The following is a 15527-nucleotide window of genomic DNA, read 5'->3' on the forward strand; positions in this document are numbered from 1 at the left end:
AACCATGTACAGCAAAAGATTTGAGAAGGAAGCATTTAAAGCGGCAGTAAAAGAGAATGTAAAAACATTATATCGTAAAAAGATTGAAGAAGCTTCAAAGCAGCAGATTTTCCAGGCAGTATCATATGCAGTAAAAGATATTATCATGGATGATTGGTTTGAGACACAGAACAAGTACGAAGAAGAGAATGTAAAAACAGTATATTACATGTCAATGGAATTCTTGATGGGACGTGCGCTGGGTAACAACCTGATCAATATGACAGCATATACAGAAGTAAAAGAAGCTCTGGATGAAATGGGAATCGATCTGAACGTGATTGAAGACGAAGAACCAGATGCAGCTCTTGGAAATGGTGGCCTCGGTAGATTGGCTGCCTGCTTCCTGGATTCTCTTGCAACATTGAATTACCCTGCTTACGGATGTGGAATTCGCTATCGTTATGGAATGTTCAAACAGAAAATTAAAGACGGATATCAGGTGGAGACACCAGATAACTGGTTAAAAGAAGGAAATCCATTTGAACTTCGTCGTGAAGAATATGCAAAAGAGGTTCGCTTTGGCGGAAATATCCGTTTCGAGAAAAATCCTGAGACAGGACGTGATGAGTTTATTCAGGAAAATTATGAATCAGTACTTGCAATCCCATACGATATGCCAATCATTGGATACGGAAACCATGTAGTAAATACATTACGTATCTGGGATGCACAGGCAATTGTTGATTTCCAGCTTGATTCATTTGACCGTGGAGACTATCACAAAGCAGTAGAACAGGAAAATCTGGCAAAAACAATTGTTGAAGTACTTTATCCTAATGATAATCATTATGCAGGAAAAGAGCTTCGTTTAAAACAGCAGTATTTCTTCATTTCTGCAAGTTTGCAGGAGCTGATTGCAAAATATAAGAGAACAAATAGTGATGTTCGTAAACTTTACGAAAAAGTTGTTATTCAGATGAATGATACACATCCAACAGTTGCAGTACCTGAACTGATGCATCTGCTCATCGACCAGGAAGGTCTGACATGGGAAGAGGCATGGGATGTTACAACTAAGACATGTGCTTACACAAACCATACAATTATGGCAGAAGCATTGGAAAAATGGCCAATCGACCTCTTCTCTAAACTGCTTCCACGTATTTACCAGATCGTGCAGGAGATTGATCGCCGTTTTGTAAATGAAGTAAGAGCAAAATATCCTGGAAATGAAGAAAAAGTACGTAAGATGGCAATTCTCTGGGATGGTCAGGTACGTATGGCTAACATGGCAATCATCGCAGGATTCTCTGTAAATGGTGTTGCAAAACTTCATACAGAAATTTTGAAAAACGAGCAGCTGAAAGATTTCTATGAAATGATGCCAGAGAAATTTAACAATAAGACAAATGGTATTACACAGAGACGTTTCCTTGCTCATGGTAATCCACTTCTTGCTGACTGGGTAACAGATAAGATTGGTGACGGATGGATTACAGACCTTGCACAGATTTCAAAATTGAAACCATATGCAGAAGATGAAAAAGCAAGAAAAGAATTTATGGATATCAAATATCAGAATAAAGTCCGTCTTGCAAAATATATCAAAGAGCACAATGGAATCGATGTAGATCCACGTTCTATCTTTGATGTACAGGTAAAACGTCTGCATGAGTACAAACGTCAGTTATTAAATATTCTGCATGTTATGTATCTGTATAATCAGATCAAAGAGCATCCGGAGATGTCATTCTATCCAAGAACATTTATCTTTGGTGCAAAGGCAGCGGCAGGATATCAGAGAGCAAAAGAGACAATCAAACTGATCAACTCAGTTGCAGATGTTGTAAACAATGACAGAAGCATCAACGGAAAGATCAAGGTTGTATTTATCGAAGATTATCGCGTATCAAACGCTGAGTTGATTTTTGCGGCAGCAGATGTCAGCGAACAGATTTCTACAGCATCAAAAGAAGCTTCAGGTACAGGAAACATGAAGTTTATGCTGAATGGTGCTCCAACACTTGGAACAATGGATGGGGCCAATGTGGAAATCGTAGAAGAAGTTGGTATTGAAAATGCATTTATCTTCGGATTGAGCTCAGAAGAAGTTATCAACTATGAAAACAATGGCGGATATAACCCAACAGATATTTATTTCAATGATTGGGAGTTGAAACGTGTTATTGATCAGCTGATGGATGGAACATATGCAAAGGGTGATCATGAGATGTATAAGAACCTTTACAATTCACTTCTGAATACACAGTGTACAGACAGAGCAGATACATACTTTATCCTGAAAGACTTCAGATCTTATGCAGATGCTCAGAAGAGAGTGGAAGAAGCATATCGTGATCAGGACAGATGGTCAAAGATGGCAATGTTAAATACTGCATGTAGCGGTAAATTTACATCAGACCGTACAATTGAAGAGTATGTAAAAGATATTTGGAAATTGAAGAAAGTAACAGTTCCGTCTGGACAGCCTGAATAAAAGAAGAGGCGATTTATATGTATAATAATATTTATGGTTACAGCTACAGCATACCGGCAGAGGATCCATTTACAGGAATCGGAATAGGAATAATGATGTTTTATATCATTGTAATGCTGTTGATAGGGATTATTTCCCTTGCAAGTTATATCCTTCGTGGTATAGGATTATATACAATTGCAAAGCATAGAGGATATGAGTATGCATGGCTTGCATTTATTCCATTCTTTAGAATATATCTGCAGGGAAAATTGAGCGGAGATATCACATTTAAGAACAAAACAATGCGTGATACAGGAATCTGGCTTGCAGTCATTCCGCTTATGTACGGCGTTGTGGTTTCGGTCATCTATGGAGTGATGTGTTTATGCGGAATGCTTGCAATATTTAGTATGACGATGCATGTAAGTGCAGGAAGAATTTTGATTCTTATTATTCTGATCATACTGGCACTTGCTATAAGTCTGGGATATAAGGTCCTTTATAAGACTTTGCGGGTAATGGTCAATTATCAGATTTACCGCAATATGACATCAGGAAATATGGCTGTAGCACATGCGGTGCTCGGAGCACTTTTACCATTGTATGAGTCTATTTGCTTCTTTGTGATGAGAAATCGCGAGCAGAGCAACAATAACGAGACTCATGATGCAGATTCCACAGAGGATACAGAGGAAGAGCAAAAGACAGAAGAACCGCAAGAGGAAATGCCGATTGCAAATGAAGCAGTATCATTAGATACTGGAGATTCTGATGAGGTCGCATCAGACAATGAAATAACAGAACTTTAAATATGGAATATATTAGGACAGCCCTTCATATCATATGATATGGAGGGCTGTTCTGATGAAAAAAGAAGAGATACAACGGAAAATAAAATTCTGGGCATATTTCCTCATAATCCTTATTTTATTTCCATATGTTATGACCGTGTTTATTCATGGGGCGGATATGAAAACAAAATGGAACCAAAATCAAAATTTTGTAAAAGTAAAGCAGGCAGATATAAAAGGCGAGGAAGAAATCATAGAAGTTCCCTGGAATGAATATTTTACAGGAGTGCTATCAGCAGAAGTACCGGTTTCGGCAGAAAAAGAATTTATAAAGGCGCAGGCGGTTGTTGTGCGGACAAAATTGTATCAGATAAATGAGGATGCAAGACAAAATGGAAGAGAAGCTGTATTTGAGGAACAATATTTAACAACGAAAGAAATAGAAAAAAAGCAGATGAATGCTCAAGATGATTCTTATTATGAGAGGCTTATACAAGCTGAGGAAGAAACAAAAAAGCAAGTGTTGTATTATCAGGGGACATATGCATATGTACCGTTTCATCGGTCTAGTAACGGAATGACGAGAAGTTATCAGGAAGTTACAGGGCAAGAAGCATATCCTTATTTGACGGCAAAAGAGTGCCCGGAAGATGAAGAGGCAGAGGATGAATTACAAGTACGGACTATATCGTATCGTGAGGTACAGAAAAAATGTCAGCCATTTTTGAAAGCGGTGGAAGAAAAGGATGCAGATAAGCTCTATAAGTTTTCGGATTTTAAAATAGAAGCTTATGATTCTGCCGGATATGTGTTGCAGATGAAAATAGGAAATACCATTTGTAGCGGAGAGCAATTTAGAGAAGCACTGTCACTCCCATCGAGTTCATTTTCTATAAAAGATGTAAAGGGAGAATTACAGATTAAAACAAGCGGTAATGGACATGGTTTGGGAATGAGCCAGTGGACAGCGAATCAGATGGCAAAAGAAGGAAAATCGTATAGGGAAATTCTGCAGTATTTTTATGAAGGGACGGAAGTTGTGGAGCAGACAATGGAATAAAATCAGTAAATAGGTATAAGAATTCATTTATCTGGTAAAAATATAGCCAGAGGTGATGAATATGAATAATAAAGAGAAAGCTTCATTCTGGAAAAAAAGAAGTGCAGCAGTTGCAGTTGTCATCTGTTTTGTTGCAGTGATTGCAGGTATTGGTAGGTATACATTTCGCAATTCTGAGGACAAAATAAAGCAGCAGGTGAAGAATGCTCAGGAGGAAACAAAAGGGACAGAAGAAAAAAGTCAGTCAGTAGGAACAAGTGATATTGTGCTGCCTGAACAAGAAGCAAATACATCTGATACAGAAGAGGATACAGATGAAAATGCGACAGATAATAATGAGAATACAGCAGATAATAATGAGGATGCTTTGCAGGAAACAGAAACATCGGCCAGTACGTATAATGTCTGGTTTGATGAAAATAGTCTTCTGGAATGGCCTGCAAGCGGTGCAACATTAATTGGTTATAGTATGGATCAGACGGTATATTTTCCAACGCTGGAGCAATATAAATATAATCCGGCAATAATCATAGGCGGACAAGTTGGAGAAGAGATTGGGGCGGCAGCACCAGGGATTGTAAGTAATATCGAACAGACTGCCCAGACTGGCGTTACGGTAACGTTGGATATGGGAAATGGGTACACAGCGGTTTATGGACAGTTGAAGGAAGTGCCGCTACAGATTGGAGATTATGTGGGAGCAGGAGAATTGATTGGGTATGTGAGTGAACCTACAAAGTATTATTCGATGGAAGGAGCAAATTTGTATTTTGAAGTGCAAAAGGATGGTGTTCCGGTGAATCCATTGGATTTTATGGAGGGGTAGGGTTTATTGATTCACTTGGGTGGCCTACGCAGTCCTTTTGAAAATTATTATATATGGACTTCTTACTCAAGTTCCGTTCGTTAAGAAGTAGATAAGAGAGCTTATATTTGCTAAGAACAAAGAAATTGAATTCAAACTCGGCTCTGTGAGCCTCAAACATGTTCATTCAATTTCTTTAACGCAAATATAAGCTCTCCAACTACTTCTAAAACTCTCTCCAAATTCGCACGAAGTCCGTATATAATAATTTTCGAAAGCCGTATAACGGCACAGGTAGTGAATAGATAGAAAGAAGATACTAGAAACTAGATGAAGTTGGAGTTGTAGCTTTCTAGCGTCTGATGTATCTATATCCTGAGGTTATTTGCTTGTACAGATGCCTTTGTGGCAATCGTTGTATCTGCACTGGCTTAATATTCGCTGTTGCAGATACTTTTTTTGAGACCGATGTATCCGCAACTTACTTTTCTTTAAACTTGCAGATATTTTTCATCCTGTCTGTCATGTACAATTGCATCTACATCTTGCTTTTTCTATGCCTTGCAGATACTCTCTAGTAAAAATGTGCATCCTCAATTTGCTCTTTCTATGCTTCACAGATACTCCTCATCAAAATTTTGCATCTTTAATTCCAAAAATCCATTATCTCAGATATCTTCCCCAATATCCTTTGCGTTGCTAGTTACTTCACAACTTGAGCCAATACATTACTTACTAAAAAATTGATATAAGAAATTCGAGCGAATATGGAGTGAGCGTTGGAGACACTTAGAGCGTAAATTTTTGTGTTAATGAATTTGAACGAACATGTTCGAAGCTGCGTAGCAGCAAGTTTGAGTTCAAATTCATTTGCTTTTAGCAAAAATCTACGCTCTTATGTGTCTCCCGCTCATGGAATCTGAGCACGAATTTCTTATATCAATTTTTTGTAAGGAACGTATCCCCACCCAGTGAACTAAACAGCAACTTTAGTTCCACTTCTTTTTATAAATCAAATACAATGGCAATCCCACAAACACCATTCCACCAATCATATTTCCAAGTGTGACAGGAATAAAATTGTGCAGACTGTTTAGTGGTGTGAGAGTGGCAATCTGCTCAGCTGTGATGCCGTAAGCATCTTTAGCCTTTGCAACATAGTCGGGGTTAGCAGCTGCCATAATACCAGCCGGAATATAAAACATGTTTGCAACGCAGTGTTCGAAACCGCCAACAACAAATGCACATATCGGGAAGAAAATTGCCCATACTTTTCCGGCAATATCTCTTGCAGAAGTAGCCATTAAGACTGCAAGACAAACAAGGATATTACACAAGATTCCGGATGTGATTCCCTGAACTGGTGAAATAGCAAGTTTTCCGACTGCAACTTTAATTGTGTAAGCACCGAGCAGACCGCCCGAATAGTTCAAGTTTCCGCTGAATACGATCAGAATGTCAACGCATAGAGCACCAATCAGATTACTGAAAAATACAATAATCAGGTCACGGAAAAGTCCTCCCCAAGTTACACGTTTGTCGAAAACATCCATAACAATAAGACAGTTTCCAGTAAAAAGTTCTCCGCCGAGAAAGACAATGAGCATCAGACCTACAGGGAAAATAGTACCGGCAAGAGCTCTGGCAACTCCGACATTTTCTACAGCGTGTGCAGCTGTGCTACTTGTTGCTCCGCCGAATGCGATAAATGCACCGGCCATGATGCCGAGAAGAATCATCTTGCCAAGTGGAAGGCGGGTTTTATTTTCACATGCCTTGATACTTAGGTCGATGACTTCGGCAGGGGTATTAAAGTGATTGTCCATCAGTATTTCCTCATTTCTTTAGTTTTTTATCAACTGTATGTTAAATAATTAACGGAATTATTCTATACTAGAAAATACTGGAACGCAAGTGTTTGGCGCAATGTTTCCCGATAGATACAAAATAAAGCTAGTATTCTGATGGATATAAAGCAAAACTATTATTTCAATGGATACAAAGCAACGCTATTATTTTGAAGATGCAGCGTCAGCATCGATAACAGACTGGATCTGCTTCATAAGACTATCGTAGTTTTTCTGCTCGTTGATGCCGCCAAGTAATGGCTCTCCAACAATATTTCCGTTTCTGTCAACGAGGATAGTAGTTGGGAAAGCTACAATATTTCCGGCATATTTTCCGAGTTCAGAATTTGAATCAAATGTGAGGTTGCGGTAAGAAGCCCCCTGTTTTTCTAAGATTTTTTTAGCTTCTTTTATTCCATCCTGATTGTCATCCAGAGTTTCTGTGTTGATGCCAACTACTTCTCCGCCCATTTCCTTAAGTGTTTCGTTTAATTTGTTAAGCTCAGGAAGTTCTGCTACGCAAGGTTTACAACCGCTGAACCAGAAGTTTACAACTGTAACAGCATTTTTTGAGAAAAGACTTTCATCAACATCGTTTCCGTCAAGATCTTTTCCGGCGAAACCACTGAAGACACTTGAAGAAGAATCGGATTTATCAGAAGCAGATTTATCGGAAGCGGAAACCTCTTTTTCAAGTTTCGCAATTTCTTCCTCGATGCCACGAATTTGCTCAATATCTTTATTTAATATGTCAAGTTCTTCTTCAGTGAAGCTATCCTTGTTTGCTTCAACTGTTTTAGCAAGAAAATCCCCATAGTTTTCATCCGTTTCGCTGGCAGCAGCATCCTTATTCATAAGACCAAAGAATTTGTTCCAGGCATCCTGATGCTTGGCAAAAAGCTCATTTTCCTGCTGATAAAGAGCATCCAGGCGTGCGTTGAGGTCATCGGAAGAGTCTTCTTTTGTAGTAGCTGCTGTGCTGCTTTGAGTAGATGAACTGTTTTTGTCTGCATCAGAGCTTTTGCTTGTGCATCCTGAAAATGTTAATACCATTGAAAGTGCCATTGTTGTTGCAATAAGTTTTTTGAATTTCATAATTAAAATCTCCTTGTTTTTATATTATTATTTTGAACCGAAATGTTTTTGTATCGGTTGTTTTAAAAGTTAATTGTTTGTATTCTTCTTTGTGGATTTATTACTAAATCCGTATTTATAACAAAGTGCGTCTGTAGGACATGCTTTGATACATTCGCCACATCGGATACACTCTGGATGATTAGGGCTCTCGACTACATTTACATCCATTTTGCAGACCTTACTACATTTCTGACATCCTACACATTTATTATTGTCTACGTTTATTTTAAGGAACGAAACTTTGTTAAAGAGAGAATAAATCGCTCCAAGAGGGCAGATCCATTTACAAAACGGACGGTAAAATAAAATACTAAGGATGATAACAATTGTAAGGATAGAAAATTTAAATGTAAAAAGTTTTCCAAGTGCACTTCGGATGCCGGCATTTGTGATAGAAAGCGGAAGTGCTCCTTCTAATACGCCCTGGGGACAAATGTATTTGCAGAAAAATGGGTCACCCATGCCAAGCGAGTTTGTTACAAGGGCAGGGAGTAGTATAACAAAAACGACAAGAATAATATATTTTACATATCGTAAAGGTTTTAATTTGGCTGTGGAAAATTTCTTTCCGGGGATTTTGTGGAGCAGGTCCTGAAACCATCCGAACGGACAGAGGAAACCACAAATAAATCTTCCAAGCAGAACGCCCATTAATATAAAAAATCCTGTTATATAATAGGATATTTTAAACTTGGATGAACCGACCACTGCCTGAAAAGCGCCGATCGGACAAGCTCCTGTAGCCGCCGGACAGGAGTAACAATTCAGACCCGGTACGCAGGCTGTCTTGACATTTCCCTGATAAATAGTTCCTTTGAAAAGGTTTGGCAGATGAATGTTGGTAAGCAGTGTTGCAGCTGCTTGTATCCATCCGCGGAAGCGGCTTAAAGTTTTTGAGATTATATTTTTGTTCTTATCCAATTCCGACACACTCCAAACATAATTTTATTGCTTTGCTAAGTACAACTGCGGCTTCACCACGGAAAATACCATAGAGAAACATGATAATACCGACACAAAATAAACCGAGCTGCGACCATTTTACTGACTTCAAAATAAAACTCCTTCCTTTCATTTGATGATTTATTGACCTTTCGATATTCGCATTATACAATAGAGGATGTAAAATTTCTGTTAAGAAAATGGAGAAGTTAAATTGAGAATATTAATAGTCGAAGATGAAAAGAATTTGTGTGATATGATAGGAAAAAGCCTGCATAATGCAGGGTACGAAGTGGATCTGTGTTACGACGGTGAGGATGCATTGGAGATGATCTATGCAGAAAAGTATGATCTGATCGTATTGGATCTGAACTTGCCAGGAGTGGATGGGATGGAGATCCTTAGGGAACTTCGGAAGGAAAATGAGGAGACAAAAGTATTGATACTTTCTGCAAGAAGTCAGATTGCGGACAAGGTGGACGGGCTCGACGCAGGGGCAAACGATTATATGGAAAAGCCATTTCATTTACAAGAATTAGAGGCGCGTGTAAGAAGTCTGACAAGAAGAAAATTTATACAGAAAAATGTTTGCCTGGAATGTGATGGGGTGAAGTTTGATACGCGGGAACGAATGGCGTACGCGAATGGAGAGAAGGTGGCACTTACCAGAAAAGAGAACGGAATCCTGGAATATTTGTTGCTGAACCAGGGCAGACCGGTGAGTCAGGAAGAGTTGATAGAGCATGTATGGGATTCTTCGGTGGACAGTTTTAGTGGCTCTATTCGTGTGCATATGTCTTCTTTAAGAAGAAAGCTAAAGGCGACGCTTGGGTTCGATCCGATTGTAAATAAAATCGGTGAGGGCTATAGGATAGGAGGAAATTTTAAATGAAAAAAATGTCACTCCAGTGGAGACTTACAATCATTACAACACTGTTGATTGCTATTATATGCGGATGCCTGACGCTTCTTTTATATAAGAATGGAATTTATTATATTGATTCATTGCAGGATACGGTAAATAGTCAAAATACAAATCCGGATGAATTATATATTGATATTCCGGATGATGAGTGGGATGATTTTGCAGCGAAATTTTCCATGAAGGTGTACGACAGCAAAGAAGATTATAGGAAGAGAAGTCTTTTGATCACAGTGCTCATAGCAATGTTTGGCGGAGCTGTGACTTATTTTATAAGCGGACGTGCATTGAAGCCACTTCGGGATTTCTCAAAATCTGTTGAAAAAGTGCAGGCTCAGAATCTTACAGACTGTACAATTGAAGGTGGAACTGTTCCTGAGTTGGACAGGCTGAGCGTATCATATAATAAAATGCTCTTAAGATTGTCCGAAGCTTTTGAAGTGCAAAGACAATTTACCGGAAATGCAGCGCATGAGCTTCGAACACCGTTGGCCCTTATGCAGGCACAGCTTGATATTTATAATTCAACAGAGCATCCGGCTAGTGATGAGCAGACAAAAGAAACAATAAAAATGATGACAGAGCAAAATGAGCGTCTTAGTAAATTAGTAAGAACTCTGTTAGATATGAGTGAACTTCAGACGGTGGCACGTAAAGATGAGATAGAACTCAATTCTCTTATCGAGGAAGTGTTAGCGGATCTTGAGCCACTGGCACAGGAAAAAGAAGTAAAGCTGGTAGAGGAAAGCGAAGAACTCGTTATGACAGGGAGCGACATTTTGATTTATCGCATGATCTATAATCTCGTGGAAAATGCGATTAAATATAATCATGTTGGTGGGCAGGTACTGGTTAAAGCGGCTCAAAAAGATACGGATATCGTGATTGAGATTGAAGACACAGGAAATGGGATATCCGAGGAGTTTAGAGAAAGAGTATTTGAGCCATTCTTCCGTGTAGATAAATCAAGAAGCCGCGCGTTAGGCGGAGTCGGACTTGGACTTGCAATGGTGCGGGAGATTGTGCGCGTGCATGATGGAAAGATATCAATAAAAGAAAATGAATATGGTGGAACGACGTTTGAAGTTGTGCTGTAGCGGCGAGAGCCGGTAGGGACGGGGTTTAGTGGTTCTTTGCATGAGCCGGATGGGGACAACGCAAAAATATATTTGTATCAGTCGTCCAAGATGTTTTGGAAAGTCCATCACAGCAAATATGCTTGCAGCCTACTATGATGGGACATATTATTGAATGGTATTACAATGGTATTGCAGGAATTATCCCAGAGGAGCCTGGATTTACAAAAGTAACGATTAAGCCATATATGCCAAATACAATGAATCATTTTAGCTGTTCATTTAAAACACCTCAGGGGGTAATAAAAGTGTCTGCACAAAGAAATGGAAAAGAAGTGGAATTGAATGTAGATGTGCCAGATACAATTGAGTATTTAGTGGATCGAAGTAATTTAGATTAGTAAAAACCGGGAAATCAGCATTTGTCGATTTCCCGGTTTTTTCGTTAAAGCTTGATCGTACGATCCTCAATACTCGACTGAAAACTTGCCTGCACTACACGTATTGCATTTACAGAAAATTCATCGGCGGCGTTTGCCCAGTTATTTTTTTCTAATTCCCGGACAAATTCTCTGATAACACCGGATTCTCTTTGATCCATATTTGTCATCATTCGATCCAGATCATAATAAATTTTATCACTGCGGTCAGTACTGATCTGAATGGTATGTTCGCTATTGTCATAGATACGCATCAGACCTTTTGTTCCAAAGATAACAGTGGAGTTATCTTCCTCGCCATAGTCGGTCCAGCTGGCATTCATGGTACCGATGACACCATTTTCCATCTTAAAAATACAGATGGCATTGTCCTCCAGTTCGATCAAATTTCCGGAAGAATCTTTTTTATCCAAAGTCAAAATTTTTGCGGTTACTTCTTTAATCTTTTGACCTAACAGATATTGCATCAGATCAATTTTGTGAATACCGAGATCTGCCATAACTCCAAGGCCGGCGATTTTCTTATCAAAGAACCAGATGTCTTTTGGCATGTCATCGGGATCCGGACCGGCAAGCCAGCGTTCTGGACCGCCATGACAGAAAGAGGTCTTAAAGCTGAGTGGTTTTCCGATAATTCCCTGTTCGATTAATTCTTTGGCGCGTACATGACCTGTGTTAAAACGCTGATTCTGTCCGATCATAAGAAAACAATTCATCTCTTTGGCAACGCGAAGCATCTCTTCACATTCTTCTACGGTACGGGCCATCGGTTTTTCACAGAGAACATGTTTTCCGGCACGCATGGCCTGAATACTGACTTCTGCGTGGGTATTGTTTGATGTACATACACTGACCGCTTCAACTTCCGGGTCTGAGAGCATATCATCGATTGAATCGTAAACTTTCCCACCATACTGCGCGGCCAATGCTTCAGCTGCTTCTTTTCTGGCATCGAAATATCCAATGATCTTGGCATGGATATTTGAAGCGTACTCAGGTACATGACGTCTTTGAGCGATTTTACCACATCCAATAATTCCAACTTTTACCATAATGATTTCCTCCTGAAAAATTTTAATATAAACATATTACGAGATGTGATTGTGTTTTGAACCAATCATTTAGCAATGGGTTTATCTGTAAATGTTCTGTATATATCATAGCATTTTTTAACATGAGATAACATATAAAATGGGGAACAAATTGTATTGAAAAGTCCAAAGGCGTTTGAGTCGATTCGTTTTCAAGATTATGAAAATGTTGATGCAGAAACATACTATATCAAAAAAGTAGAAAGAGAACGTGAGGCGAGACGTGAATATAGAAAGCGTAAAAAAGAAAGTGCAGATATTCATGAGTTGTTCATGTTGGACATTATGAGGGAGGGGATGAAAAATGGCGATACACGCTTATTCCGATGATTATCTAACGTCAGCGCAGAGAATATTGGGAGATATGTTGGATTTTGCAGTAAATACTTATGATATGGATATTGACAAATTTTTTGAAATGTTTTTAGTTTCGGATGTGTCGAGGCAGTTTGAGACCGGAAATCCTACTTATGTAGCAGGAAAAACGGGATGCGAGTTAGTTAAAGAGATAATCCGTGATTCTGGAATTTTGATGGAAGATTATCCAGATGAGATGTACCTGGATAAATCTCCGGAGTATTGGGCTGGATGGGCGTTGGCATATTATCAATGGTACTATGGTAGGACATTTTCAAAAATTTACAGAGCAGTGTCTATGAAAGAAATTCGGAGGATGTATGAGGTGTATCACGAAATGGATCTTGTACATTTTGTAGAGCGGTTAGACGAGTTGTGGAATATATGTTATCCAGAAACGAATCTGAAACGAATTCGTAATCTTTCGGGATTGTCGCAACGGGAATTGGCAGATTTGTCAGGGGTGTCTGTGCGACAAATACAACTTTTTGAACAAAGACAGAGAGATATCAACCAGACGAGGGCTATTGACATACTGAAATTGAGTCGTGTACTTGGATGTAAGAATGAAGATTTATTAGAAATCTAATGAGTGGACTGCTTTAATATTTATTTTTAAAATAAAAGGTGCTAAAATATTCTAAAAATGAAAATTCTAAAAGATAAGGAGTAGAGAACCATGAGTTTAGTAAAAGGAATTCACCACATAGCACTGAAGTGCTGCAGCGAGCAGGAGTATGAAAAAACCAGACATTTTTATAAAGAGATTCTGGAGCTCGAAGAGGTAAGAGCCTGGGATACAGGTTGTATGTTTAATACTGGAGCAGGTCTGATGGAGATTTTTAACGATGGAGAATGTCCATTGGGACAGGGAACAATCAGACATTTTGCACTTGCAACAGACGATGTAGACGCATGTGCCAAAAAAGTAAAAGAGGCTGGATATGAAGTGTTCATAGAGCCAAACGATATTGTAATTTCGTCAACACCGGAGTTCCCTGCAAGAATTGCTTTCTGTAGAGGACCGGTTGGAGAAGAGATTGAGTTCTTTCAGGAAAGATAAGAATTGAGTGCAGAATAGATACGCTCAATATAATTGGAAACATGAGTGCTGTTACATATTGCGAATAATACAATTCGTGAAGTGACAGCACATTTTCATTGCAATATGCCAGGCTATATGCTATCCTAAATCAACACAGATGATATTCGTTCATCTGTAAAGAAATCTATAAATCAAATCGGTATTTCAATTCATAAGCTCAAATATTCGAGCAGGTAATCCGATGAAACGAACAAGACAAAGACTGAAAAAATATACAGGGACTTTCATAAGGAAAATCTATGTGATACATTATATATATATTTAGGAATTCTTGTATCTTTTGACAGTTGTGTTGTCACAAAAGAGAGGAGAATTCAATGAAAAAAGCAAGTAAACAAAAGAAACAAATCTTATGAAATGGATGCGTTTTTTCGGTGGGAGATGTGAGGAGGATTTTAAGAAAATGGCAGAAAAGGATGAATATATCGGCGAGGCGTATGAAGCATTAAAAAATATGAGTGAAGATGAAATAAAGCGAATGGAATACGAAGCTCGGCAAAAGGCAATCCGGGATTATAATTCTTATATGCATAGTGCTGAGAGACGTGGACTTAAGAACGGACTTAAGAACGGAATTAAGATTGGAAGAGAAGAAATATTGAAACAGCAAGTTGAGAAGAAACTTGCCAAAGGCAAGAGCCTGGAGATAATTGCAGATGAGTGTGAAGAGGAAATTTCTGTTATTCGGGCACTTATTAACGAGATAAGAGCAGAGTAACAGGAGCCAGACGGGAGCCGGATAGGGACGGAGTTTAGTGGCTTTTTTGCTACGCAAAAAGCCACTAAACTCCGTCCCTATCCGGCTCCCGTCTGGTTCCTGTCTGACTGGCACAAAAAGAGGGCAAGACTTTCATCTCACCCTCTTGGAAGTGTCAAATATTAGCCGAAATATCTCTTAAGCAGTCCTTCGAAAGCTTTTCCGTGTCTAGCTTCGTCTCTTGCCATCTCATGTACTGTATCGTGGATTGCATCCAGGTTAGCAGCTTTAGCACGTTTAGCAAGGTCAAATTTACCAGCTGTAGCTCCGTTCTCAGCGTCAACTCTCATCTCAAGGTTTTTCTTTGTGCTGTCTGTTACGACTTCTCCAAGAAGTTCTGCAAATTTAGCAGCGTGCTCTGCTTCTTCGTAAGCAGCTTTTTCCCAGTAAAGACCGATCTCTGGGTAACCTTCTCTGTGAGCAACTCTTGCCATTGCAAGATACATACCAACTTCTGAACATTCTCCTTCAAAGTTTGCTCTTAAATCAGCAAGAATGTCTTCGCTAACACCCTGAGCAACTCCTACAACGTGCTCAGCAGCCCATTCTCTTTCACCTGTCTGCTCTTTGAATTTGTCAGCACCAACACCACAAACTGGACATTTCTCTGGTGCAGCATCTCCTTCGTAAACATATCCGCATACTGTACATACAAATTTTTTCATAATTTTGTTCTCCTTTTCTTAAAATGAAATTTTGGTATAATTAAGACCTTTCATAGTTATAATTCGCAGAA

General features: G+C 39.0%; 16 protein-coding genes and 2 pseudogenes. 12 read left to right on the forward strand and 6 right to left on the reverse strand.

Features of this window, described 5'->3' with window-relative positions; genetic code table 11:
• The first annotated feature begins 4 nt into the window (after positions 1-4).
• The 4 genes from LQE94_RS00720 (at position 5) to LQE94_RS00735 (ending at position 5138) form a co-directional block, all read left to right on the forward strand.
• Positions 5-2479 (forward strand): glycogen/starch/alpha-glucan phosphorylase, encoded by a 2475-nt coding sequence (locus tag LQE94_RS00720; RefSeq protein WP_240576757.1) that lies wholly within the window; start codon positions 5-7, stop codon positions 2477-2479.
• Between the two features lie 17 nt (positions 2480-2496).
• Positions 2497-3270, forward strand: a complete 774-nt coding sequence (locus tag LQE94_RS00725; protein ID WP_240576758.1) for a hypothetical protein — start codon at positions 2497-2499, stop codon at positions 3268-3270.
• A gap of 55 nt (positions 3271-3325) precedes the next feature.
• The gene (locus tag LQE94_RS00730; protein ID WP_240576759.1) at positions 3326-4312 is read left to right on the forward strand and encodes a SpoIID/LytB domain-containing protein; all 987 of its coding nucleotides are present in this window, start codon (positions 3326-3328) and stop codon (positions 4310-4312) included.
• A gap of 61 nt (positions 4313-4373) precedes the next feature.
• Positions 4374-5138 (forward strand): M23 family metallopeptidase, encoded by a 765-nt coding sequence (locus LQE94_RS00735; protein ID WP_240576760.1) that lies wholly within the window; start codon positions 4374-4376, stop codon positions 5136-5138.
• 968 nt (positions 5139-6106) lie between these two features.
• On the opposite strand, the gene LQE94_RS00740 is transcribed toward LQE94_RS00735, so the two are convergent.
• The 4 genes from LQE94_RS00740 to LQE94_RS00755 form a co-directional block, all read right to left on the reverse strand.
• On the reverse strand, positions 6107-6943 hold the full coding sequence (locus tag LQE94_RS00740; RefSeq protein WP_240576761.1) for a formate/nitrite transporter family protein: 837 nt from the start codon (positions 6941-6943) through the stop codon (positions 6107-6109).
• Between the two features lie 186 nt (positions 6944-7129).
• Positions 7130-8059, reverse strand: a complete 930-nt coding sequence (locus tag LQE94_RS00745) for a TlpA disulfide reductase family protein (protein WP_240576762.1) — start codon at positions 8057-8059, stop codon at positions 7130-7132.
• A 69-nt stretch (positions 8060-8128) separates the two neighbouring features.
• Positions 8129-9022: a 4Fe-4S binding protein gene (locus LQE94_RS00750; RefSeq protein WP_186865514.1), complete on the reverse strand. Its 894-nt coding sequence runs from the start codon at positions 9020-9022 to the stop codon at positions 8129-8131.
• A complete protein-coding gene (locus LQE94_RS00755; protein WP_117991803.1) occupies positions 9015-9155 on the reverse strand; it encodes a CD1871A family CXXC motif-containing protein in 141 nt (46 codons plus the stop codon). Before LQE94_RS00755 ends, LQE94_RS00750 begins: the two co-directional genes overlap by 8 nt.
• A gap of 102 nt (positions 9156-9257) precedes the next feature.
• Here LQE94_RS00755 and LQE94_RS00760 point away from each other — a divergent pair, with 102 nt between their 5' ends.
• The 4 genes and pseudogenes from LQE94_RS00760 (at position 9258) to LQE94_RS16175 (ending at position 11442) form a co-directional block, all read left to right on the forward strand.
• Entirely contained in the window at positions 9258-9935 is a 678-nt protein-coding gene (locus LQE94_RS00760) for a response regulator transcription factor (protein WP_022075849.1), read from the forward strand.
• Positions 9932-11062, forward strand: a complete 1131-nt coding sequence (locus LQE94_RS00765; RefSeq protein WP_240576763.1) for a HAMP domain-containing sensor histidine kinase — start codon at positions 9932-9934, stop codon at positions 11060-11062. Before LQE94_RS00760 ends, LQE94_RS00765 begins: the two co-directional genes overlap by 4 nt.
• Before the next feature lie 52 nt (positions 11063-11114).
• Positions 11115-11198, forward strand: a pseudogene (locus LQE94_RS16370) (AAA family ATPase); the annotation flags it as partial.
• A gap of 1 nt (position 11199) precedes the next feature.
• Positions 11200-11442, forward strand: coding sequence for an alpha-L-rhamnosidase C-terminal domain-containing protein (locus LQE94_RS16175; protein WP_276312682.1), 243 nt, complete (start codon positions 11200-11202; stop codon positions 11440-11442).
• Positions 11443-11486: 44 nt separating this feature from the next.
• Here LQE94_RS16175 and LQE94_RS00780 read toward each other — a convergent pair whose 3' ends face one another.
• Positions 11487-12533 carry a Gfo/Idh/MocA family protein gene (locus LQE94_RS00780; RefSeq protein ID WP_240576764.1) on the reverse strand — a complete coding sequence of 349 codons (1047 nt, stop codon included), beginning with the start codon at positions 12531-12533 and terminating at the stop codon, positions 11487-11489.
• A gap of 156 nt (positions 12534-12689) precedes the next feature.
• Here LQE94_RS00780 and LQE94_RS00785 point away from each other — a divergent pair, with 156 nt between their 5' ends.
• The 4 genes and pseudogenes from LQE94_RS00785 to LQE94_RS00800 all read left to right on the forward strand — a co-directional run.
• Positions 12690-12902 carry a hypothetical protein gene (locus LQE94_RS00785; RefSeq protein WP_240576765.1) on the forward strand — a complete coding sequence of 71 codons (213 nt, stop codon included), beginning with the start codon at positions 12690-12692 and terminating at the stop codon, positions 12900-12902.
• Entirely contained in the window at positions 12877-13518 is a 642-nt protein-coding gene (locus LQE94_RS00790; RefSeq protein WP_240576766.1) for a helix-turn-helix domain-containing protein, read from the forward strand. The genes LQE94_RS00785 and LQE94_RS00790 overlap by 26 nt, the downstream gene beginning before the upstream one ends.
• 90 nt (positions 13519-13608) lie before the next feature.
• Positions 13609-13992 carry a VOC family protein gene (locus LQE94_RS00795; RefSeq protein WP_022075854.1) on the forward strand — a complete coding sequence of 128 codons (384 nt, stop codon included), beginning with the start codon at positions 13609-13611 and terminating at the stop codon, positions 13990-13992.
• A gap of 391 nt (positions 13993-14383) precedes the next feature.
• A pseudogene (locus tag LQE94_RS00800) lies at positions 14384-14752 on the forward strand (PD-(D/E)XK nuclease family transposase); the annotation flags it as partial.
• A gap of 161 nt (positions 14753-14913) precedes the next feature.
• Here the strand turns inward: LQE94_RS00800 and LQE94_RS00805 are convergent.
• Positions 14914-15456 (reverse strand): NADH peroxidase, encoded by a 543-nt coding sequence (locus tag LQE94_RS00805; RefSeq protein ID WP_240576767.1) that lies wholly within the window; start codon positions 15454-15456, stop codon positions 14914-14916.
• Positions 15457-15527 lie beyond the last annotated feature (71 nt).

The sequence above is a fragment of the Mediterraneibacter sp. NSJ-151 genome (assembly GCF_022487435.1).
GTDB classification, from domain to species: Bacteria; Bacillota; Clostridia; order Lachnospirales; family Lachnospiraceae; genus Schaedlerella; species Schaedlerella hominis.

Bases quoted from the DNA above. Each gene is read 5' to 3' on its own strand.
- LQE94_RS00720 (WP_240576757.1), top strand. From the start codon at position 5: ATGTACAGCAAAAGATTTGAGAAGGAAGCATTTAAAGCGGCAGTAAAA.
- LQE94_RS00725 (WP_240576758.1), top strand. From the start codon at position 2,497: ATGTATAATAATATTTATGGTTACAGCTACAGCATACCGGCAGAGGAT.
- LQE94_RS00730 (WP_240576759.1), top strand. From the start codon at position 3,326: ATGAAAAAAGAAGAGATACAACGGAAAATAAAATTCTGGGCATATTTC.
- LQE94_RS00735 (WP_240576760.1), top strand. From the start codon at position 4,374: ATGAATAATAAAGAGAAAGCTTCATTCTGGAAAAAAAGAAGTGCAGCA.
- LQE94_RS00740 (WP_240576761.1), bottom strand. From the start codon at position 6,943: ATGGACAATCACTTTAATACCCCTGCCGAAGTCATCGACCTAAGTATC.
- LQE94_RS00745 (WP_240576762.1), bottom strand. From the start codon at position 8,059: ATGAAATTCAAAAAACTTATTGCAACAACAATGGCACTTTCAATGGTA.
- LQE94_RS00765 (WP_240576763.1), top strand. From the start codon at position 9,932: ATGAAAAAAATGTCACTCCAGTGGAGACTTACAATCATTACAACACTG.
- LQE94_RS16175 (WP_276312682.1), top strand. From the start codon at position 11,200: ATGGGACATATTATTGAATGGTATTACAATGGTATTGCAGGAATTATC.
- LQE94_RS00780 (WP_240576764.1), bottom strand. From the start codon at position 12,533: ATGGTAAAAGTTGGAATTATTGGATGTGGTAAAATCGCTCAAAGACGT.
- LQE94_RS00790 (WP_240576766.1), top strand. From the start codon at position 12,877: ATGGCGATACACGCTTATTCCGATGATTATCTAACGTCAGCGCAGAGA.
- LQE94_RS00795 (WP_022075854.1), top strand. From the start codon at position 13,609: ATGAGTTTAGTAAAAGGAATTCACCACATAGCACTGAAGTGCTGCAGC.
- LQE94_RS00805 (WP_240576767.1), bottom strand. From the start codon at position 15,456: ATGAAAAAATTTGTATGTACAGTATGCGGATATGTTTACGAAGGAGAT.